Genomic DNA, 19,089 nt, shown 5'->3' on the forward strand with positions numbered 1-19,089 from the left:
GGGGGCGTCAGCGCGCGGGTCGTCCCCGTACCGGTGGGGCGGTCGCGGCGAGTGCGCGCAGGTCCTCGAAGGCGGAGCGGAGATGGGCGTCCAGGCTCTGCGCCGGGTCGTCGATCCAGGCCCGGGCAGCGTGGTGGAAGGCGGCCCAGCCGGTCTGGGCGGCCAGGGCGGCGAGTCGGTCGGCGACGCCGCGCCCGCGCAGCGCCTGCGCCACCGCGTCCGTGAGCGACGCGGCCTTGGCCAGGTCGCGTTCGCGCAGTGCGGGTGTCCTGGCGATGACGTCGAGCCGGGGTTCGGAGAACGGCCGGTTGTCCTCGAGGATGCGTCCGGCCTTCTGGAAGGCGTGCAGCAGTACCTCGAACGGCTGGAGCCCGGGGGGCGCTTCGGCGACCTCCCGCATCAGCGCGGCACGCAGGTCGCCCTCGCCGTCGAAGAGCACCTCGCGCTTGTCCGGGAAGTGCCGGAAGAAGGTGCGTTCGTTGACGCCGGCCCGGGCGGCGATCTCGGCCGTGGTGGTCCGGTCGAACCCTCGTTCCCGATACAGCTCCAGGGCCGCCTGCTGAAGGCGGCGCCGCGCTTCCGCTCCGCTCCGTGGCACCCCGCGACGATACCGCACATGTCAGTGACCGGCGCTACTTGACGTCAGTCACTGGCACTACCGTAAGGTCAGTGACTGGCGCTAAGTTGCGTCAGTCACTGGCACACGGGCGGCTCCGACGACGATCCGTCGGCCGCGGTGGGGAGAACTTTCATGCGCGTATTCGTCACCGGTGGCTCCGGCCTGACCGGTCCCGCCGTCGTCGCGGAGCTCATCGCGGCCGGCCACACCGTCACCGCTCTGGCGCGCTCGGACGCCGCGGCCGCCCGGCTGGAGGCGCTGGGCGCCGTACCGCACCGCGGTTCCCTGGACGACCTGGACAGCCTGCGCCGTGGCGCCGAGGCCGCGGAGGGCGTCCTGCACATGGCCTACGGCGGCGACTTCTCCGACCTCGACGACATGATGCGGCGCGACCGGACGGCCATCGAGACGCTCGGCGCACCGCTGGCCGGCTCGGGTCGGCCGCTGGTCGTCACCTCGGGCACGCTGGTCATGCCCGCCGGCCGGGAGACGACCGAGGAGGACGAGCCCGACCTGTCGGGGTTCGCCGCCTTCCGCGTCGCGGGCGAGCGGGCCTGTCTGGACCTCACCGCCCGGGGAGTGCGCGCGAGCGTGGTCCGGCTCGCCCCCACCGTCCACGGCCCCGGCGACCACGGCTTCATCGGCATGCTCGTCGCCACCGCACGGAGGACCGGCGTCTCGGCCTATGTCGGCGACGGCGGCAACCGGTGGCCCGCGGTGCACCGGCTCGACGCGGCGGTGCTGTTCCGTCTGGCGCTGGAGGAGGCTCCGGCCGGCAGCGTGCTGCACGGAGTGGCCGAGAGCGGCGTCCCCCTGCGGAGCATCGCGCGGACCATCGCCCGGGGCCTGGGCCTGCCCGCGCTCTCCCTCACCCCCGAGCAGGCGTCCACGCACTTCCCGAGCCCGTTCATGGCCACCGTCTACGGCTTCGACGGGCCCGTCTCCAGCTCCCGTACCCAAGAACTGCTCGGCTGGTCACCGGTCCACCCGACCCTGCTCGAAGACCTGGAGCACGGCGACTACCTGGCTCCGCCGGTCTCCTGACCACCCGCACCGACGGCGGCCGTGGTCCGGTGGGTGACGACACCGACGACGATCACGGTTCCTCCTGGTGGGAGGGGCGGGCCCGGACAGAACAGTGCTGCTCATGTACGTGAGGTCGATGAGAGCGGCTCCGCGGAGCTGTACTCATCGACCTCACGTACATGAGCAGCGCCCGGCGGAACCGTCCCGCTGCGCCCGCCCTCAGGTGGCCCGGCGCAGCGGTACGACCACGTGCGCACCGGTGCTCTTCTGGCTGAGCCGGTAGTAGCTGATGTGGGCGAGGCGCTCGGACTCCTCCAGCCAGCCGGCCTCGACGACCTGGCGGCGGGTGCGCGAGAAGACCGTCGGGGACATGCCGACGAGCTTGGCGAGGTTGGCGCCCGTCTCGATCACCGCCCCGGCGCGGTCGGTGGGGTGCATCGCGTAGAGCATGACGACCAGGCGCTGGTTCGCCGTCATGCCCGAGGTGCGATGGAGGACGTCAAGGAGCTTCTGCTTCTCGTCGTTGTTCACTGGGCCTCCCACCGCGCAGGGGTCATGTTCTGGAATCCGGGGATCTCCGGCGGGTTGCACGACTTGATCGCCTCCCGCTGCTCGATCCCGGTCCCGTGAAAGGCAATGTACGGGCTGATCCGGTACAGCCTGTAGTTGCCGATCCGTCCGCGCTCGATCAGGATCCGCCGCTTGAGCAGCTTCCGGTTGATCTTGCCGACCGCGTCCGCGGTCATCCCTACCCGCTTGGCGATGTCCGCGCCCGTCGCCCGGAGCGGGGCCATGCCTTCGGGCGAGACACCGATCCACCACAGCACCAGGAACTTCTGGCTCGGCGTGAAGTCCTTGCTCTCGGTGATCGCCTCCACCCGGGCCTTGTCGACCTGGGTGTGACCGCCGGTGAAAGCGTAGGGCGCATAAGGCACGGCCTCGCCGGTGTCGGCGTCGACCAGTCTGCGTGCTGCTCCCAACAGGCCCTCCATGGCTGGGCGTTGCCTCGGCGTGCATGAGTACCGGCCCTGAGGCCGACCAGATGTACTTAACGTACATGAGCACTGAGTCCATCAAGTGCGCCTGGGGGCGTGTCGCTCGACTCCGCGTCGATGAGCACGCGGGCCCCCGCCCCGCCCTTCCTGCCGCCTGTTCTGCCGCCTCGGGCCCCCCTCGGACGGCCTCGTCCTCATGAACGTGACGTCAATCTACTCAGTTCCTGTGGCAGTGCTCCCAGTTCCTGGGACATGGGTACCGCGATCCTGAGAACCGAGTGCCCAGTTCCTGTGGACGTGGTGGGAGTTGCTGAGAACTGGGTGCCAGATCGGGCGATCGTGGTGGTCACCACCGTCTGCGCAGGTCAGGCCGGACATGGCGGCGGCGCCCTCTTTAGCAGTAGGACACGCTGTGCCCTCCCGCCCCGGCCCGCCGCTCCCCGGCTCCCGGCGGCCCGTCGCGCGTCTGCTGCCCGACTGCCTTTCAGGGGGCGGTTGCGACCGCCCCTGTCCCCTACGCATCGACACAGTCCCTGCTCCGCCTGCCCCGGCCCCAGCCAGGGAAAGCACGCCAGGACGCGGCCGCGGCCGACCGATCACCCGCCATGTATGCCCCGGCCCGCCCCCAGCGGCCCCCGCCACGCCATCCCTTTCCACCCCGACGGGCCCGCGGACGCCCCCGGACGCGTACACCCCGTCGGCGCACCGCAGGCCCCCCGGGGCCGAGGATGTGCCGACCCCTGGGCGCGGAGAGCGCCCCGGCCGCCCGCACCGCGCTGCTCTGCCCCCGGCAGAACAACCGCCGGGCCAGGCCCGGCGCTCACTACAGTCCGGTCCCATGACGATGATCACGACGCGTACGGTCGAGTACCCCGCCGACGGTTTGACGATGGTCGGGCACCTCGCGCTCCCGGCCGGGGCCGGGCGCCGGCCCGCGGTGCTGCTCGGGCCGGAGGGCACCGGGCTCAGCGACGTCGAGCGCGGCCGGGCCGACGCCCTTGCCGAGCTGGGATATGTGGCGCTGGCCTTCGATCTGCACGGCGGGCGCTATCTGGACGACCCCGAGGAGATGCTGGCCCGCTGTCTGCCCCTGCTCGCCGATCCCGACCGGATGCGGGCCATCGGCCACGCGGCGCTCGACGTGGTGCGCGCCGAACCGCGGAGCGACCCCGACCGGATCGCCGCCGTCGGCTACGGCACCGGCGGCGCCGTCGGGCTGGAACTCGGGCGCGACGGGGTCGGCCTGCGCGCGATCGGGACGGTCAACGCACTGATCACCGGCCGACCGGGCGAGGCGGCGCGGATCCGCTGCCCCGTGTGGGCCGGGGTCGGGTCACAGGACCCGATCATGGCGGCCGCGCAACGGGACGCGTTCACCGCCGAGATGCAGGCCGCGGGCGTCGACTGGCGCCTCACGGTCTACGGCGGCGCCCTGCACGCCTTCCACCACCCGACGGTCGGCCACACCGTGCGCCCCGGCGTCGGCTACCACCCGCGGCACGCGCGGCGGGCCTGGCGCGATGTCCTCGGCCTGCTCGCCGAATGCCTGCCCGTGACGGAGGAGCCGGGGGCGTGACCCGGGCCGGGCCGCCCGCGGTAGCAACAAGGATCGACTCCGGCGTGCGGTGTCAGCCGCCTGGCGTCGCGGACCCCGTTTCCTCTGCCCACCGCCGGCTCCAGGCGGTCAGCGGGCTCAGCGCCTCGACGAGCTCCTGGCCGAGCCCGGTGAGACGGTAGGCGTCGCCGTCCAGGGCGAGCAGGCGGGCGCCGGACAGTTCCTCGATCCGGGTGCTGAGCACGCTGGAGGACATGCGCTCGCACCGGCGTTGCAACTCACGGAAGCCGGCCGGGGCTTGGCTCAGTTCCCACAGGATCCGCATCGTCCAGCGCCGTCCGAGCAGATCGAACGCGGCCATCACCGGGCGTCCCGAGGCGGATCCCCGCACCGGCACACCCGGACGGGGCGCTCTGGCTTCCATGGGCCCTCCTTGCGCTTCGGTTCTCGAAGCATCATAGTGATTCGGAAATCGAAGCAGGAGTGGCGTCCATGCCGCGACCCTGGCGCCACAGGCCGGACTCGGCCCGGAACAACTCCGGGCGACCACCCGGCCCGACGCGGCGGTCAGTGCTCCGTGGTCGCCGCGCCACATCGCACTGCTCCACGCCGTCGACGAACTGAATGACACGGCCCACCTCACCCAGTCCGCCTGGGACGCCCTGCGCACGTACTACGAAGAGGCCCAACTGCTCGAACTGCTCGTCCTGGTCGGCTGGTACCGGACCATCAGCTGTCTGGCCAACGGGCTCCTGCTCGAAGAGGAACCGTGGGGTCGCCAGTTGCCCGCACCGTGACGTGCGTTCCGCACCCGGCCGACCAACCCATAAGTCAAATGCAGTTATCCGCACACCGGAGGTTTTATGTCCAAGGGTTACTGGGTCAGCGTCTACCGCGCCATTTCCGACCCCGAGAAGCTGGCCGCCTACAACAAGCTTGCCCCTTCGGCCGTCCGGGCCGGGGGCGGCCGGCTCCTCGCCCGTGGCGGTCGGATCGTGGTGCACGAGGCCGGCGTCGCCGAGCGCACCGTCCTGGTCGAGTTCGACAACTTCGAGCAGGCCGTGGCCGCTTACGAGAGTGCGGCCTACCAGGAAGCGCTGGCCGCGCTCTCCGACGGCGTCGAGCGCGACTTCCGTATCGTCGAGGGCCTGGACTGACCGAGGTGCGCACGCCCGGAGGTCCGCTCGGTTCTCCGCGGGTCCGCCGTGAGTTGCGCCGGCAGGAAAATCCACCAGGCTGAAGTAACTGAAAGGAAAGGGACGAGGGTAGTGCTCACCCCATTCGCCACCGCGCTTGAGTGGGGGCGGGAGCTGTCACCCTGTCGCGTGGAGTAACAGAGAAAGTGGGACGACCGTGCTCTCATCGCTCCGGACCAAGTCCTTCGCGGCGTTCTTCGCGGCGTGCGCGATATCCGCGACCGCTCTGCCGGGGGCGCAGGCGGCCCCGGCCCGTGGTACCGCGGCCGACGTGGTCGCCGCGGTCAACGCCCGGCGTGTTGCAGCGGGATGCCGGCCGGTCCACGTGAGGTCCTCCCTCAACCGGGCCGCGCAGCGGCACAGCGCGGACATGGCGGACAACGGCCGTCTGGAGCACGCCGGTACGGACGGGAGCAGGCCGATGCAGCGGATGCGCTCCGCGGGTTTCCGGGCGGCCTACGCGGGCGAGGCCATCGCCGACGGTGTCGGGTCGGCGGGCTCCGTCGTTCGGCTCTGGATGGACAGCCCCTCGCACCGCGAGCTCATCCTCACCTGCCGGTTCACCCACGCGGGGGTCGGCAGGGCGGGCGGTTCCGGCGGCCCCTGGTGGACCCTGGACCTGGCGTCGAAGCGCTGACCGGCTCAACGGCCCAGCGCGGGGCGTCAGTTGCGCTCGCTCCCCGGCCACCGGGCAGCGGTCAGGCGGTGGGGGTCGTGCCGGGTCCGCGCTGGGAACGGTCCGTCTTGGTGCCGGGCCTCCCGGGTCCGACGGTCCGCGGGTCGACCGCCTCGCCGGGGGCGCCCTCCTGGTAGAGGCCGTGCGGCAGGCTGTCGCGGTCGTGCGGGAGCAGGAAGAAGACGCGCCGCTTGTACAGGCCGCTGTCGGGGTCCGGTTCGGCGGTGTCGTCGAGGCGGACGTAGCCGATCATGCGGCCGTCGCGGAGGTAGGGCGGCTTGGTGGCGCGCCGCTTCGTCTTGTCGAGGGTCTGGCGTACGTAGTCGAGCCCCGCGGGGTCCTCCAGCCACACCACGCTGTCTTCGTGGCCGAGGTCGCCTTCGGTCAGCAGCGAACTCATGGCCGCGGCCCTCCTTCGTCGGCCGGCACGGGCGGTCCGGCGTGGCTGCTCGGTCGCGCTGCCGCGTCGACGGCACGGACCCCGTGGACGGCTGCGGCGGCGCACTCCGCGCCCCATGGTAGGACGGCCCGCGCCTGGGGGGCGGGCGCCCGGTGCCCGCCCCCTGAAGGGGTCATCCGGCCACGGTGAGGGCGAGATGGGGGTAGTACTTGCGGCCGTTGGACTTGATCATGTCGTTCGGCGAGGCCAGGCCGAGTTCCTGGCGGACGCGGGTGGCGAAGACGCGGGCGGTGGCGGGGCGGATGCCCTCGCCGGCCTGGCACCAGGAGCTGTACCGCGTGTACAGCAGGCCCTGCTCGACGCGCCGGGCGGTGGCGCCCGCGCCGCGGGTGCGGGTGCAGCACTCGGTGAGGAAGCGGCCGATGTGGTCCTCGGTGGTCGCGTACGCCGTCGTGGCGAGCCGGACGCGGCCGGGGCCCTCCAGCGGGTCCCGGGTCCGCAGATAGCGGCGTGCGCCCTCGATGAGCCAGTGCAGGATGCCGGGGCCCTCGTCGCGGACCAGCTCGAAGGCGAGGTTGTCGATCTTCCGCTCGTCGGGGACCACGCGCTCGAACGGCAGCAGGCGGATCCGGCGCCAGAACGCGAAGCCGCCGGTGGACACCTCGGGGCGGTGGTTGCCCAGCAGCCACAGGTGGTGGGTGGGGGTGAAGCTGAAGTAGTCCTGGCGCATCCGGCGCGCCTTGATCTTGTCGCCGCCGGTGAGCAGGCGCACCCGGGCCTCGTCGAACCTGTCGTTCGGCTTCAGCTCGCTGCACACGACCAGGCGGCGCCCGTGGAGTTCGGTCAGCTCGGTGGAGTGTTCGCAGGCGGCGCCGCGGTCCATGAGGAAGCCGGGCGGGGCGGCGTCCGCGTAGTCGCCGAGGACCTGGATCATCGTGTCGAGGAGGACGGACTTGCCGTTCTTGCCCTCGCCGTGCAGGAAGGGCAGGACCTGTGCGCCCACGTCGCCGGTGATCGAGTAGCCGAGCAGCAGGTGCAGGAAGTCGGTCATCTCCCGGCCGTCGGCGTCCTCCCCGAAGGTGTCGGCGAGGAACCGGTGCCAGCGCGGTGTCCTCATCGGCCGCGGGGCGACGCTGGTGGCCCGGGAGTGGACGTCGCGGGCGGGGTTCGCCGGGCGCAGCGCGCCGGTGTGCAGGTCGACGACGCCGCCGGGGGTGCACAGCGCGTACGGGTCGCCGTCGAGCGTGTCGGGGTCGACGGAGAGGTCCGGCGCGGCCTTGGCCTGGGTGAGCAGCGCCTTCATCCCGGTGGTGGAGAGGGTGCGCCGCTTGTGCAGGCGCAGTTCGCGCTCGGGGAAGCGGCCGCTGGGGTCGGTGTCGGCGAGCTGCTCCGCCATCTCACCGGCCGCCCACAGGGCCGCCTTCTCGGCGCCGGTGCGCTTCCAGCGGTAGCCGTCCCAGGCGAACCAGCCGAGACCCTCCACGTGCCGGAACCGGTCGCGGTGGAGCCGCACGAAGAGCCGGGCGTTGCCGCGGTCGGAGAGCGAACACGGCAGGAGTCCCGCGGTGCCGGGCGCGGGGGACTCACCGGAGCGCAGCACGCGGGTCCCTCTCCTCGGCTTCTTGCGGCTTCTTTCGGCCAGGGACCGAAGGGACTGGGTTTCGGAAAGAGTCTACGGGTTCCCGCGCCCCGGCCCGCCTGAGCCCTCGCCTCCCGGGAAACCATCTCATTGCAACGCCTGGCAGCCACGTCCGTTGCGTTATAAGTAGAGCCATTGCAATGATTTAGCGTGCTTGACCTGCACATCTGCCAACTGGATGCAATAAGTCTGTTGCCTACATGGCGAACGCAACGTAGCGTTTCCGTTGTCAGAAACAAACGGCGGCAACAAGCACCCCGAGGAGCACCCCATGCAGAAGTTCTCCACCCCCGCCCCGGTCCGCACCGTTCTCGACATCCCCGCGGGTCGCATCCAGTTCGTCGCCGCCGACCGGGCCGAGACCAGCGTCGAGGTCCTGCCCGCGGACGCCTCGAAGAGCCGCGACGTGAAGGCCGCCGCGGAGGTCGTGGTCGGGTACGGCGACGGGGTCCTGCGCATCGGGGCCCCGGAGGCCAAGAGCCGGCTGGGCGGGCACTCCGGGGCCGTCACGGTCACGGTGCGGCTGCCCGCCGGCTCCCGCGTCGAGGCGAGGACGGCCGCCGGCGAACTGCGGAGTTCGGGACGGCTGGGCTCCGTCAGCTTCGAGGGGGCGCAGGCCACGGTCGAGCTCGACGAGGTGGACGGCGCGCGGCTGACCGTCATGGCGGGCGACGTATCGGTCCGGCGGCTGGCCGGACCGGCCGAGATCAGCACCCACAAGGGCGACATCACCCTCACCGAGGCCGTGAGCGGCACCGTCACCCTGCGCACCGAGTCCGGCGCGATCTCCGTCGGCGCCGCCCCCGGGGTCTCCGCCGCGCTGGACGCCGGTACCTCGTACGGCCGGGTCCACAACGCGCTGCGCAACGCCGACGGCGTCCCCGCTCTGACCATCCACGCCAGCACGGCCTACGGCGACATCACCGCGCGCAGCCTCTGAGGCCCGAGGCCCCCGGCCGCCGCCCTTCCCGACGATCCGCTTCCCGATATCCGAGACCCGCTTCCCGATGACCGCTTCCCGACAGCCGATCGCCCGGAAGGACGCCGCCATGAAGTCGCCGCTCGCACAGACCGCCGCCACGGCGGCGCCCCAGGGGCCCGGTCCGCTCGCCTCGTTCCTCCGGTTCGTGGTCCTCGGTGGCGGTGTCGGCGTCCTGTCCGGCCTCGCCGTGCCGGTGGCGGCCACGGCCGTGCCCTGGGCGGTCGCGAACGCGCTCGTCACGCTCGTCTCCACCCTGCTGTGCACCGAACTCCACGCCCGTTTCACCTTCGGCAGGGGCCGCGGCGCCGGGTGGCGGGAGCACTGGCGGTCCGCCGGGTCGGCGAGCGCCGCCTACCTGATGACCAGCGCCGCCGTGTGCGTCCTGCACCTGCTGCGGTCCTCCCCCGGCGCGGTGACCGAGCAGCTCGTCTACCTCGGCGCCTCCGGTCTCGCCGGTGCGGGCCGCTTCCTCGTCCTGCGGCTCTACGTGTTCGCCGGCCGCCGCCGGGCCCGGAGCACGCGTCCCGCTGTGCGGCGCACCGTGGCGCCCGGGCCTGTGGTGGCGGCGGCCTGAGCCCGGGCCCGGGGTGGTGCCGGTCAGGCCGCCGCGCGGCCTGGGGAACGGTCGGCGCAGGCGCGGACCTGGGCGCAGCTGCGGGTGATGAGGCGGGAGACGTGCATCTGGGAGAGGCCGACGCGTTCCGCTATCCGGGACTGGGTCATGTCCTCGAAGAAGCGCAGGTAGAGGATGTGGCGGTCGCGTGCGGAGAGTTTGCCGAGGCCGTCCTTGGCGGCCTCGCGGCGGGCGACGAGGTCGAAGCGCGGGTCGGTCGCGCCGAGGGTGTCGGCGAGGCTGAACGGTTCGCCCGCCGGGTCCGTCGGCGCGTCCAGGGACAGCGCGTGGTAGCTGTCCATCGCCTCCAGCCCGTCCAGTACCTCCTCGGTGGTCAGGCCGGTGTGGGCGCTGACCTCGGCGACGGTGGGCTCGCCCTGGCGGCCGGGCCGGTCGAGCAGTTCGCGGCGCGCGAGGCGGACCTTGTTGCGCAGGTTCTGCACCCGGCGCGGCACCCGGACGTCCCAGGCGTGGTCGCGGAAGTGGCGTCTGATCTCGCCGGTGATGGTGGGCACGGCGTACGGCGCGAAGGGGCCGCGGTCGGGGCGGTAGCGGCGTACGGCCTTCAGCAGACCGACGGCCGCGACCTGCTTGAGGTCCTCCAGGTCCTCGCCCTTGTTGCGGTAGCGGGCCGCCAGGCGGTACGCCATCGGCAGCCAGGCGGTGACCAGTTCCTCGCAGAGCGTGTCGCGTGCGGGGCCCGGCGGGCTCGCGGCCAGGCGCTGGAACGCCTCGGTGGTGTCGGGCGCGTCGTCGTGGGCGTGTGCGGTGGGCATCGCGTCTGCTCCCGCCCCTCAGGCCGCGTCGCCGAGCGCGGCCGGGACGGGAGCCACCGGGCGGCCGGGCGCCGGCGCGCCGCCCTGTATCGCCCGGCCGACGGGCTCGGCAGGGCGGGCCGGGGCCCGGCGCGGTCCGGCGGCCGTGGGCAGCAGCACGGTCATGGTCTTCTTCTCCTTCACCCGTCCGTCCGGCTCCGGGGGCGCGGAGCCTGTCTGCCAGAGGGTCTGCCCGGACACCGGTGGGCAGGTATCGGGACTTTCGTCCCTTTCTGTCCCGGAGGTGGAGGAGAGGGCCGGGGCTAGGGTCCGGGCCAGGCCACGGCCGGGGTCACGCCACCCCCTGCCACGCGTCCGGTCCGAAGGACCCCTTGATGTCGGAGGCGATGGTGGTGGCGTTCACCAGGGAGGGCAGCTCGTAGACGGTCGTCTTGCGCGGGCCGCGCACGGCGACGCGGACCGGGTTCTGGCCGGGGTGGGCGCCCATGATCCGCTTGAGTTCGCCGATGAACTGCTCCGTGATCCGGTGGTAGGGGAGCTGGAGGCGGACCGGGGCGGCGCCGTCGCGTTCGGCGGAGCTGACGTCGAGGACCTGGAGCTCCTGGCCGAAGATGCTGATGGCGCCGTCGCGGTCGTTGATCCGGCCCTGGACGGTGATGACGCTGTCCTCCACGAGGGCGGCGGCGACCAGCGGGTAGGTGGCGGGGAAGAAGAGGACCTCGGTGGTGCCGTCGCGGTCGGCGAGGTTGACGATGGCCCACGCGTTGCCCTGTTTGGTCATCTTGGGCTGGACGCTGGTGATCAGGCCGGAGAGGCGGACCATGCCCTCGGTGCGGCCGGAGGCCAGCAGGTCCACGATGGTGGTGTCGCGGTGGTTGGAGAGGATGTGCTCGGTGCCGTCCAGCGGGTGGGCGGAGACGTACATGCCGAGCATCTCCCGCTCGGTGGCGAGGAGTTGCTTGCGCGGCCACTCGTCCTCGCTGATCGGCACGTCCAGGGTGAAGCCCGCGTCGCCGTCGCCCGCCTCGCCTCCCAGGCCGGCGAAGAGGTCGTCCTGGCCGTACGCCGCCGCCTTCTTCAGCGGCACGACGGCGTCGATGGCGCTCTCGTGCGCGGCGGACAGGCCCTTGCGGGTGTGCCCGAGGGAGTCGAAGGCACCGGACTTGATGAGCGACTCCACGGCCCGCTTGTTCAGGGCGGGCAGGTCCACCTTGTCGAGGAAGTCGCCGAAGGAGGTGTACTTCCCGGCCGACTTACGGGCCTCGATGATCGACTCGATGACGTTGTCGCCGACGTTGCGCACCGACAGCAGGCCGAAGCGGACGTCGTCGCCGACGGCCGCGAACTCCGCGAGGGACTCGTTCACGTCCGGCGCGAGGACGGTCACGCCGAGCTTGCGGGCGTCGGCGAGGTAGATGCCGGCCTTGTCCTTGTCGTCGCCGACGGAGGTGAGCAGGGCCGCCATGTACTCGGCCGGGTAGTTGGCCTTGAGGTAGGCCGTCCAGTACGAGACGAGCCCGTAGCCGGCGGTGTGGGACTTGTTGAAGGCGTAGCCGGAGAAAGGGAGCATGACGTCCCAGATGGCCTTGATGGCCTCCTCGGAGTAGCCGTTGGTCTCCATGCCGTCGTGGAACTTCTGCCACTCGGCGGCCAGCACCTCGGGCTTCTTCTTGCCCATCGCGCGGCGCAGCATGTCGGCGCCGCCGAGCGTGTATCCGGCGAGCGTCCGGGCGATGGCCATGATCTGCTCCTGGAAGATGAGCAGGTGGTGGGTGGAGCCGAGGATGGGGTCGAGGACCTCCTTCAGCTCCGGGTGGATCGGGTCCGGGTGCTGCTTGCCGTTCTGGCGCAGCGCGTAGTTGGTGTGCGCGTTGGCGGCCATGGGGCCGGGCCGGTACAGGGCGAGGGCGGCCGCGATGTCCTCGAAGCGGGAGGGCTCCATCAGCTTGAGCAGGGCGCGCATGCCGCCGCCGTCGAGCTGGAAGACGCCGAACGTGTCGCCCCGGCCGAGGAGTTCGAAGGTCTTCTTGTCGTCGAGCGGGATGACGGTGATGCCGTCGTCGCCGTCGCCCGGGTCGACGGTGGCGAGCCGCACGCCCCGGTTCTCGCGGATGTTCTTCAGCGCGTGGTCGATGACGCCCAGGTTGCGCAGGCCGAGGAAGTCCATCTTGACCAGCCCCATGTTCTCGCAACTGGGGTAGTCGAAGCCGGTGATCTTGACGCCGTCCTTGGCGCGCATGTGCAGCGGGATGCGCTCGGTCAGCCTCGTCTTGGAGAGGATCACCGCGGCGGCGTGCACGCCGGTGCCGCGGGTCAGGCCCTCGACGCCCTTGGCGGTGTCGATGACCTTGCGGACGTCCGGCTCGTTCTCGTACATCTGGCGGATCTCGCCGGCCTCGCCGTAGCGCGGGTGGGCGGAGTCGAAGATGCCGTCCAGCGGGATGGACTTGCCCATGATGTCCGGCGGCAGCGCCTTGGTGATGCGCTCCCCGTGCTGGAAGGGGTAGCCGAGGATGCGCGAGGAGTCCTTGATCGCGTTCTTGGCCTTGATCTTGCCGAACGTGTTGACCATCGCGGTGTACTCGTCGCCGTACTTCTCGGTGACGTAGCGGACCATGGCGTCGCGCCGGCGGTCGTCGAAGTCGAGGTCGACGTCCGGGGGGTTGATGCGCTCGGGGTTGAGGAACCGCTCGAAGAGCAGCCCGTGTTCGAGGGGGCACAGCTCGGTGATGCGGGTCGCGTACGCCACGATCGAGCCGGTGGCCGAGCCGCGGCCCGGGCCGACCGGGATGCCGTTGTCGCGGGCGTACCGGCAGATGTCGGCGACGACGAGGAAGTACGAGGAGAAGCCCATCGGCCCGATGACCGTCATCTCGGTCTCGAACCGCTCGGTGACCTCGGCCGGCAGCGGGGTGCCGTAACGCATCTCGAGGCCCTGGAGGCACTCCTTGCGCAGCCAGGACTCCTGCGTCTCGCCCTCCGGCACGTCCGGGTACTGGGGCATCTCGTCGACGTTCTCGAAGACGCTGTCGTACGAGCCGATCCGCTCGGCGATGAGCAGCGTGTTGTCGCAGGCCTCGGGGAGTTCGGCGAAGAGCGCGCGCATCTCGGTGGCGGTCTTCAGGTAGTAGTCGCTGCCGTTGAAGCGGAAGCGCTTCTCGTCGGCCTTGTTCTTGCCGACGCCGATGCACAGCAGGTTGTCGTGCGCGTCGGACTGGTCCTGGTGGACGTAGTGCGCGTCGTTGGTGGCGAGGAGGGGGATGTCCAGGTCCTTGGCGAGGCGCAACAGGCCCTCGCGGACGTCCCGTTCGATGGACAGGCCGTGGTCCATCAGCTCCAGGAAGTAGGAGTCCTTGCCGAAGATGTCCTGGTAGGCGGCGGCGACCTCGCGGGCCTCGGCGTACTGGTTGAGGCGCAGCCGGGTCTGGACGGCGCCGGAGGGGCAGCCGGTCGTGGCGATGATGCCCGCGGCGTGCTCGCTGATCAGCTCCATGTCCATGCGCGGCTTGCCGGCCGGGAACTGGCCGGTGTAACTGGCCTCGGTGGACAGGGAGAAAAGGTTCTTCAGGCCCTGGACGTCCTGCGCCCACATCGTCATGTGGGTGAAGCGGCCGCCGCCGGAGACGTCCTTGGAGCCCTCGCCGTCGTCGGACATGGCGCGCTGGCCGCCGGGGCCCCAGAACTCCTGCTTGCGGTTGCGGCGGGAGGACGGGGCGACGTACGCCTCGATCCCGATGATGGGCTTGACCCCGTCGAAGCCCTTGCTCACCGTATGGAACTCGTACGCGCCGAACATGTTGCCGTGGTCGCTCATGGCGACGGCGGGCATGGCCTGCCGCTCCACCTCCGCGAACATCGGCTTGAGTTTCTGCGCGCCGTCGAGCATCGAGTACTCGGTGTGATTGTGCAGGTGAACAAAGGAATCCGGCACCGTGGGGGCCACCTCCGCAGGGTCGTGGACGCGAGCGTGAAGCCAGCACCCTAACCCCGGACGGCGAGCGGATCGCGGCCCCGCGACGGCCTGCGGACGGCGCGGTGCGGGCCCCGCCCGGGTGACCTCGCGCTCTGCCGGGAGGAAGTCGCCGCGCCCCTCGGCGTGGCGGCCGTGGGGGCGGTTCCGGGGGCCGTTCGCCGGGTTACTCGCTGTCGCCGGCGGCGGGCCGCGAGGGCGCCGCCGCCTGGGCGTGCAGGACGTCGCGGGCCTGGTCGGCGGCGCGGGTGATGCTCTCGGAGACGAAGTCGAGGAAGCGGGCCATGTTCTCCAGGCGCACGGCGGCGGGGGTGCCGTAGCCGAGGGGGGTGACGCCCGCGCGTGCGGTGGCCGCGAGCTGGGCGGTGGACTCGGCGCTGGCGATCACCGACTGGTACATGACGTCGTTGTCGACGGCGTACCGCTCGCGGCGGCGTTCGTCGCGGTCGCGGCGGACCAGGCCCTGGCTCTCCAGGAACGTGATCGCCTTGGAGACGGAGGCCGGGCTGACCTGGAGGCGCTCGACCAGCTCGGCCGCGGTGAGGCTGCCCTCGTCGGTGATGTAGAGGCAGGCGAGGACCCGGGACATCATCTTGGGCGCGCCCGAGGCCATCATGACGGTGGTGAACACCTCCTCGTACTCGCGCATCGCCTGGGGGTCGCGGCCGTAGGGCAGTGCGGAGGCCCCCGGTCCGCGGGGCGCGGACTGCCTGCGCCGGTGGGCGCGGTGCTCGGTGGCGCGGTGGGCGAGGTCGGCGCGGTAGCCGGTGGGGCCGCCGTTGCGCATCACCTCGCGGGTGATCGTCGAGGTGGGGCGGTCGAGGCGCCGGGCGATCTCCGCGTAGGCGTGACCGTCGGCCAGTCCCAGCGCGATCTGCTGACGTTCCTGCTGGGTGAGCCTGCCTCCTGGCATCGCGGTCTCCTTCGTGCTCCGAGCGGTCCCGGGGGTGCCCCGGAAGCCCCAGCATAGCGTTTACCGGCATTTCATTGCAACGCGCAACGGGCGTTACGTTGCATTACGCGCCACTCCATTGCAACAAAATTATACCTCTGAGCTGCACTGATGACTTTCCAGTGCAACATACTTGTTGCTGCCATCGTGAATGCAACGTAGCGTTTCTCTCATCAGAAACGGCGGGCCGCAGGGGCGCGCTTCGCAGCTCGAGGAGTGCACGATGCAGAAGTTCGACACCCCCGCCCCCGTCTCCGTCGTCCTCGACATCCCGGCCGGCAGCATCCGCTTCATCGCCGCCGACCGGTCCGACACCACGGTCGAGATCCTGCCCGCCGACCGCTCCAAGGGCCGCGACCAGAAGGCCGCCGAGCAGGTCACCGTCGGCTACACCGACGGTGTCCTGCGGATCGAGGCCGCCCCGGCGAAGAACCGGCTGCTCGGCTCCTCCGGCGCCGTCGAGGTCACCGTCCAGCTGCCGGCCGACTCCCGCGTCGAGGCGAAGGCCGCCGCCGCCGAACTGCGCGGCGTGGGCCGCCTCGGCGACGTCGCCTTCGACGGCGGCCACGGCCTGATCAAGATCGACGAGGCCGCGACCGCCCGCCTCACCGGGCTCGACGCCGACATCTCGGTCGGCCGGCTGAACGGCTCGGGCGAGATCAGCACGATGAAGGGCAACCTCAACATCGCCCAGGCGGTCGGCGGCACGCTCACGCTGACCACGCAGATGGGCAACATCACCGTCGCCGCGGCCCCCGGCGTCTCCGCCTCGCTGGACGCCGGCACCACCTACGGCCGGATCAACAACTCCCTGAAGAACAGCGACGGCACCCCCGGCCTGCTCATCAAGGCCACCGCCGCCCAGGGCGACATCACCGCCCGCAGCGTCTGAACCCCCGCACGCTCAGCTCTCGGCACAGCTCTCGACTCAGCTCTGAAGGAGCACTCCCCATGACGAACCTGGCCATCGCGGCGAACGGGCTGCGCAAGTCCTACGGCGACAAAGTCGTGCTGGACGGCATCGACCTGAGCGTCCCGGAAGGCACGATCTTCTCCCTGCTCGGCCCGAACGGCGCGGGCAAGACCACCGCCGTCAAGATCCTCTCCACGCTGATCTCGGCCGACGCGGGCTCCGGCGCCCTGCGCGTGGCCGGCCACGACCTGGCGACCGAGGCGCAGGCCGCCCGCGCGGCGATCGGTGTGACGGGCCAGTTCTCCGCCGTCGACGGGCTGATCACCGGTGAGGAGAACATGCTCCTCATGGCCGACCTGCACCACCTCTCCAAGAGCGAGGGCAAGCGGGTCACCGCCGAACTCCTGGCCCGCTTCGACCTGGTGGAGGCCGCGACGAAGCCCGCCTCCACCTACTCCGGCGGCATGAAGCGCCGCCTCGACATCGCCATGACCCTGGTCGGCAGCCCGCGGATCATCTTCCTCGACGAGCCGACCACCGGCCTCGACCCGCGCAGCCGCCACACCATGTGGGGCATCATCCGCGAGTTGGTCACCGACGGCGTCACCGTCTTCCTCACCACCCAGTACCTGGAGGAGGCCGACGAACTCGCCGACCGCATCGCGGTGCTGCACGACGGCCGGATCGCCGCCGAGGGCAGCGCCGAGCAGCTGAAGCGGATCGTCCCCGGCGGACACGTGCGGCTGCGCTTCTCCGACCCGGCCGCCTACCAGAACGCGGTGGCCTCGCTCACCAAGGCGACCGCCCTCGACGACGAGGCGCTGTCGCTGCAGATCCCCAGCGACGGCAGCCAGCGCGACCTGCGCGCCGTCCTCGACCAGCTGGACGCGGCCGGCGTCGAGGCCGACGAACTCACCGTGCACACCCCCGACCTCGACGACGTGTTCTTCGCCCTGACCGACACCGCTCCCGCGCCCGCCGCGGCGCCCGCGCCCGCCGCCGCCGTCCCCGCCCAGCCCAAGGAGACCGTCCGATGAGCTCTCTCTCCCTCGCCGTGCGCGACTCGAACACGATGCTGCGCCGCAACCTCCTGCACGCGCGCCGCTACCCCTCGCTCACCCTGAACCTGCTGCTCACGCCGGTCATGCTGCTCCTGCTGTTCGTCTACATCTTCGGCGACACCATGAGCGGCGGCGCGGGCCGCTCCGCGTACATCGCGTACATCGTGCCGGGCATCCTGCTGATGACCATCGGCTCCACCGTCATCGGGACCGCCGTCTCGGTCTCCACCGACATGAGCGAAGGCATCATCGCCCGCTTCCGGACGATGGCGATCCACCGCAGCTCCATCCTGTTCGGGCACGTCGTCGGCAGCGTCCTGCAGACCATCCTGAGCGTGATCCTCGTCGGCGCCGTCGGTGTCGCCATGGGCTTCCGCTCCACCGATGCCAGTGCCCTGGAGTGGCTGGCCGCCCTCGGTCTGCTCGCCTTCTTCGCCCTGGCCATGACCTGGATCGCGGTCGGCATGGGCCTCGGCAGCCCGAACGCCGAGGCCGCCAGCAACAACGCGATGCCGCTGATCCTGCTCCCCCTCATCTCCAGCGCCTTCGTCCCGCTGCACTCGATGCCCGGCTGGTTCCAGCCGATCGCCGAGTACCAGCCCTTCACCCCCGCCATCGAGACCCTGCGCGGCCTGCTCCTGGGCACCGAGATCGGCAACAACTGGTGGATCGCCCTCCTGTGGTGCGCCGGCCTCACCCTCCTCGGCTACCGCTGGTCCAAGACACAGTTCGACGCCGACCCGAAGTAGCCGGCATGGCGAGGGAGACTCCCCGCCGCGCGTCCCACCCGAGAGCGGCGTACCCCGGCACCGCGCCGGTGTACGCCGCCCGTCCGTGTGCGGGGCGCCCGACGCGGCCGCGGGCGGCGGTGACGGTTGACCCCGCCCCGAGGTCAGGGTGGACGCTTGAGCCCATGACCAGCTCTGCACCTGTGGCCAGGACCGGCATGGTCCCCGTCGACGACACGGCCCTGGCCGTCACCGATACCCGCGGCCCCGGCCGCCCGCTCGTCTACCTCAACGGCTCCTACGCCGACCACCGGCCCTGGCGGCCCGTGATCGCCGAACTCGGCGCCGGCTGGCGGCACATCACCTTCGACGAGCGGGCCCGCGGCCGCTCCGGGCGGTCCGCGGACTACTCCTTCGAGGCGTGCCTCACCGACATCGACGCCGTCCTCGCGGCGACCGGCGTGGAGCGGCCGCTGCTCGTCGGCTGGTCCTACGGGGCCGCGCTCGCGGTGCACTGGGCCGACCGCAACCCGGACCGGGCGCTGGCGGTGGTGGCCGTGGACGGCGCCATCCCGTACGGGCTGACCGGCGAGGAGGGCCGGGAGCGGATCCGGCGGCTGTTCCGCCGGATGCGGCCGCTGCTGCCGCTGGTGCGCCCCTTCGGCATGGCCGCCCGGATGAGCGCCGACCAGCACGCCGACATCAACATCGAGGCCAACGAGGTCAACGCGGCCATCGGGCCCGTCCTCGACCGCCTCACCTGCCCGGTGCGCTACGTCCTCGCCACCGGCGCCAGCCTCGGCGGGGGCCAGGAGGAGATGGAGCGGATGCGGGCCGCCCTCGACCCCGCGCTCGCCCGCAACCCGCGCCTCGCGGTCAGCGCGAAGGTCGCGAGCAACCACTCCCAGGTGCTGCGCAAGGACTTCCGGGCGGTCGCCGACGCCGTACGCGAGGCCGCGGCCGCCCACGAACCAGGAGCCGGCTGAAC

20 protein-coding genes and 1 pseudogene are annotated in these 19,089 nt (G+C 71.6%); 11 read left to right on the forward strand and 10 right to left on the reverse strand.

Annotated features, from left to right (window positions below):
* Window positions 1–7: 7 nt before the first annotated feature.
* A complete protein-coding gene (locus tag ABZY33_RS17625) occupies window positions 8–598 on the reverse strand; it encodes a TetR family transcriptional regulator (RefSeq protein WP_356492487.1) in 591 nt (196 codons plus the stop codon).
* 153 nt (window positions 599–751) lie between these two features.
* On the opposite strand from ABZY33_RS17625, the gene ABZY33_RS17630 reads away from it, so the two are divergent.
* Entirely contained in the window at window positions 752–1,663 is a 912-nt protein-coding gene (locus tag ABZY33_RS17630) for an SDR family oxidoreductase (RefSeq protein WP_356492488.1), read from the forward strand.
* 201 nt (window positions 1,664–1,864) lie between these two features.
* Here the strand turns inward: ABZY33_RS17630 and ABZY33_RS17635 are convergent, their stop codons facing one another.
* Window positions 1,865–2,176 carry a replication initiation protein, RepL2 gene (locus tag ABZY33_RS17635; protein WP_324776993.1) on the reverse strand — a complete coding sequence of 104 codons (312 nt, stop codon included), beginning with the start codon at window positions 2,174–2,176 and terminating at the stop codon, window positions 1,865–1,867.
* Window positions 2,173–2,625: a MarR family transcriptional regulator gene (locus ABZY33_RS17640; RefSeq protein ID WP_356492489.1), complete on the reverse strand. Its 453-nt coding sequence runs from the start codon at window positions 2,623–2,625 to the stop codon at window positions 2,173–2,175. The genes ABZY33_RS17635 and ABZY33_RS17640 overlap by 4 nt, the downstream gene beginning before the upstream one ends.
* A gap of 853 nt (window positions 2,626–3,478) precedes the next feature.
* Here ABZY33_RS17640 and ABZY33_RS17645 point away from each other — a divergent pair.
* Window positions 3,479–4,216 (forward strand): dienelactone hydrolase family protein, encoded by a 738-nt coding sequence (locus tag ABZY33_RS17645; RefSeq protein WP_356492490.1) that lies wholly within the window; start codon window positions 3,479–3,481, stop codon window positions 4,214–4,216.
* Window positions 4,217–4,268: 52 nt separating this feature from the next.
* On the opposite strand, the gene ABZY33_RS17650 is transcribed toward ABZY33_RS17645, so the two are convergent.
* The gene (locus tag ABZY33_RS17650; protein ID WP_356492491.1) at window positions 4,269–4,619 is read right to left on the reverse strand and encodes a helix-turn-helix domain-containing protein; all 351 of its coding nucleotides are present in this window, start codon (window positions 4,617–4,619) and stop codon (window positions 4,269–4,271) included.
* Between the two features lie 61 nt (window positions 4,620–4,680).
* Here ABZY33_RS17650 and ABZY33_RS17655 point away from each other — a divergent pair.
* The 3 genes and pseudogenes from ABZY33_RS17655 to ABZY33_RS17665 form a co-directional block, all read left to right on the forward strand.
* Window positions 4,681–4,992, forward strand: a pseudogene (locus tag ABZY33_RS17655) (carboxymuconolactone decarboxylase family protein); the annotation flags it as partial.
* Between the two features lie 66 nt (window positions 4,993–5,058).
* Complete coding sequence (locus ABZY33_RS17660) at window positions 5,059–5,352, forward strand: DUF1330 domain-containing protein (protein WP_356492492.1); 294 nt, start codon at window positions 5,059–5,061, stop codon at window positions 5,350–5,352.
* Window positions 5,353–5,548: 196 nt separating this feature from the next.
* Complete coding sequence (locus ABZY33_RS17665) at window positions 5,549–6,028, forward strand: CAP domain-containing protein (protein ID WP_356492493.1); 480 nt, start codon at window positions 5,549–5,551, stop codon at window positions 6,026–6,028.
* 61 nt (window positions 6,029–6,089) lie between these two features.
* On the opposite strand, the gene ABZY33_RS17670 is transcribed toward ABZY33_RS17665, so the two are convergent.
* A complete protein-coding gene (locus ABZY33_RS17670) occupies window positions 6,090–6,467 on the reverse strand; it encodes a DUF6009 family protein (RefSeq protein WP_356492494.1) in 378 nt (125 codons plus the stop codon).
* A 172-nt stretch (window positions 6,468–6,639) separates the two neighbouring features.
* Window positions 6,640–8,067 carry a phage/plasmid primase, P4 family gene (locus ABZY33_RS17675; protein WP_356492495.1) on the reverse strand — a complete coding sequence of 476 codons (1,428 nt, stop codon included), beginning with the start codon at window positions 8,065–8,067 and terminating at the stop codon, window positions 6,640–6,642.
* 310 nt (window positions 8,068–8,377) lie between these two features.
* On the opposite strand from ABZY33_RS17675, the gene ABZY33_RS17680 reads away from it, so the two are divergent.
* Both ABZY33_RS17680 and ABZY33_RS17685 read left to right on the forward strand, forming a co-directional pair.
* Window positions 8,378–9,046, forward strand: a complete 669-nt coding sequence (locus ABZY33_RS17680) for a DUF4097 family beta strand repeat-containing protein (protein ID WP_356492496.1) — start codon at window positions 8,378–8,380, stop codon at window positions 9,044–9,046.
* A 109-nt stretch (window positions 9,047–9,155) separates the two neighbouring features.
* Entirely contained in the window at window positions 9,156–9,662 is a 507-nt protein-coding gene (locus ABZY33_RS17685) for a GtrA family protein (protein WP_356492515.1), read from the forward strand.
* A gap of 23 nt (window positions 9,663–9,685) precedes the next feature.
* Here ABZY33_RS17685 and ABZY33_RS17690 read toward each other — a convergent pair whose 3' ends face one another.
* The 4 genes from ABZY33_RS17690 to ABZY33_RS17705 all read right to left on the reverse strand — a co-directional run bounded on the left by ABZY33_RS17690 (window position 9,686) and on the right by ABZY33_RS17705 (window position 15,360).
* On the reverse strand, window positions 9,686–10,477 hold the full coding sequence (locus tag ABZY33_RS17690) for a SigB/SigF/SigG family RNA polymerase sigma factor (RefSeq protein ID WP_356492497.1): 792 nt from the start codon (window positions 10,475–10,477) through the stop codon (window positions 9,686–9,688).
* Between the two features lie 18 nt (window positions 10,478–10,495).
* Window positions 10,496–10,717, reverse strand: coding sequence for a hypothetical protein (locus ABZY33_RS17695; protein ID WP_356492498.1), 222 nt, complete (start codon window positions 10,715–10,717; stop codon window positions 10,496–10,498).
* Window positions 10,718–10,808: 91 nt separating this feature from the next.
* Window positions 10,809–14,408, reverse strand: coding sequence for a DNA polymerase III subunit alpha (gene dnaE / locus ABZY33_RS17700; RefSeq protein WP_356492499.1), 3,600 nt, complete (start codon window positions 14,406–14,408; stop codon window positions 10,809–10,811).
* Between the two features lie 205 nt (window positions 14,409–14,613).
* Window positions 14,614–15,360, reverse strand: a complete 747-nt coding sequence (locus tag ABZY33_RS17705) for a helix-turn-helix domain-containing protein (protein WP_356492500.1) — start codon at window positions 15,358–15,360, stop codon at window positions 14,614–14,616.
* Window positions 15,361–15,622: 262 nt separating this feature from the next.
* On the opposite strand from ABZY33_RS17705, the gene ABZY33_RS17710 reads away from it, so the two are divergent.
* From ABZY33_RS17710 to ABZY33_RS17725, 4 genes are all read left to right on the forward strand, one after another.
* On the forward strand, window positions 15,623–16,291 hold the full coding sequence (locus ABZY33_RS17710) for a DUF4097 family beta strand repeat-containing protein (protein ID WP_356492501.1): 669 nt from the start codon (window positions 15,623–15,625) through the stop codon (window positions 16,289–16,291).
* 59 nt (window positions 16,292–16,350) lie between these two features.
* Window positions 16,351–17,349, forward strand: coding sequence for an ATP-binding cassette domain-containing protein (locus ABZY33_RS17715; protein ID WP_356492502.1), 999 nt, complete (start codon window positions 16,351–16,353; stop codon window positions 17,347–17,349).
* Window positions 17,346–18,122: an ABC transporter permease gene (locus tag ABZY33_RS17720; RefSeq protein ID WP_356492503.1), complete on the forward strand. Its 777-nt coding sequence runs from the start codon at window positions 17,346–17,348 to the stop codon at window positions 18,120–18,122. Before ABZY33_RS17715 ends, ABZY33_RS17720 begins: the two co-directional genes overlap by 4 nt.
* 164 nt (window positions 18,123–18,286) lie before the next feature.
* Window positions 18,287–19,087 carry an alpha/beta hydrolase gene (locus tag ABZY33_RS17725; RefSeq protein ID WP_356492504.1) on the forward strand — a complete coding sequence of 267 codons (801 nt, stop codon included), beginning with the start codon at window positions 18,287–18,289 and terminating at the stop codon, window positions 19,085–19,087.
* Window positions 19,088–19,089 lie beyond the last annotated feature (2 nt).

The organism is Streptomyces sp. NPDC006552 (genome assembly GCF_040611655.1).
Taxonomy (GTDB): domain Bacteria; phylum Actinomycetota; class Actinomycetes; order Streptomycetales; family Streptomycetaceae; genus Streptomyces.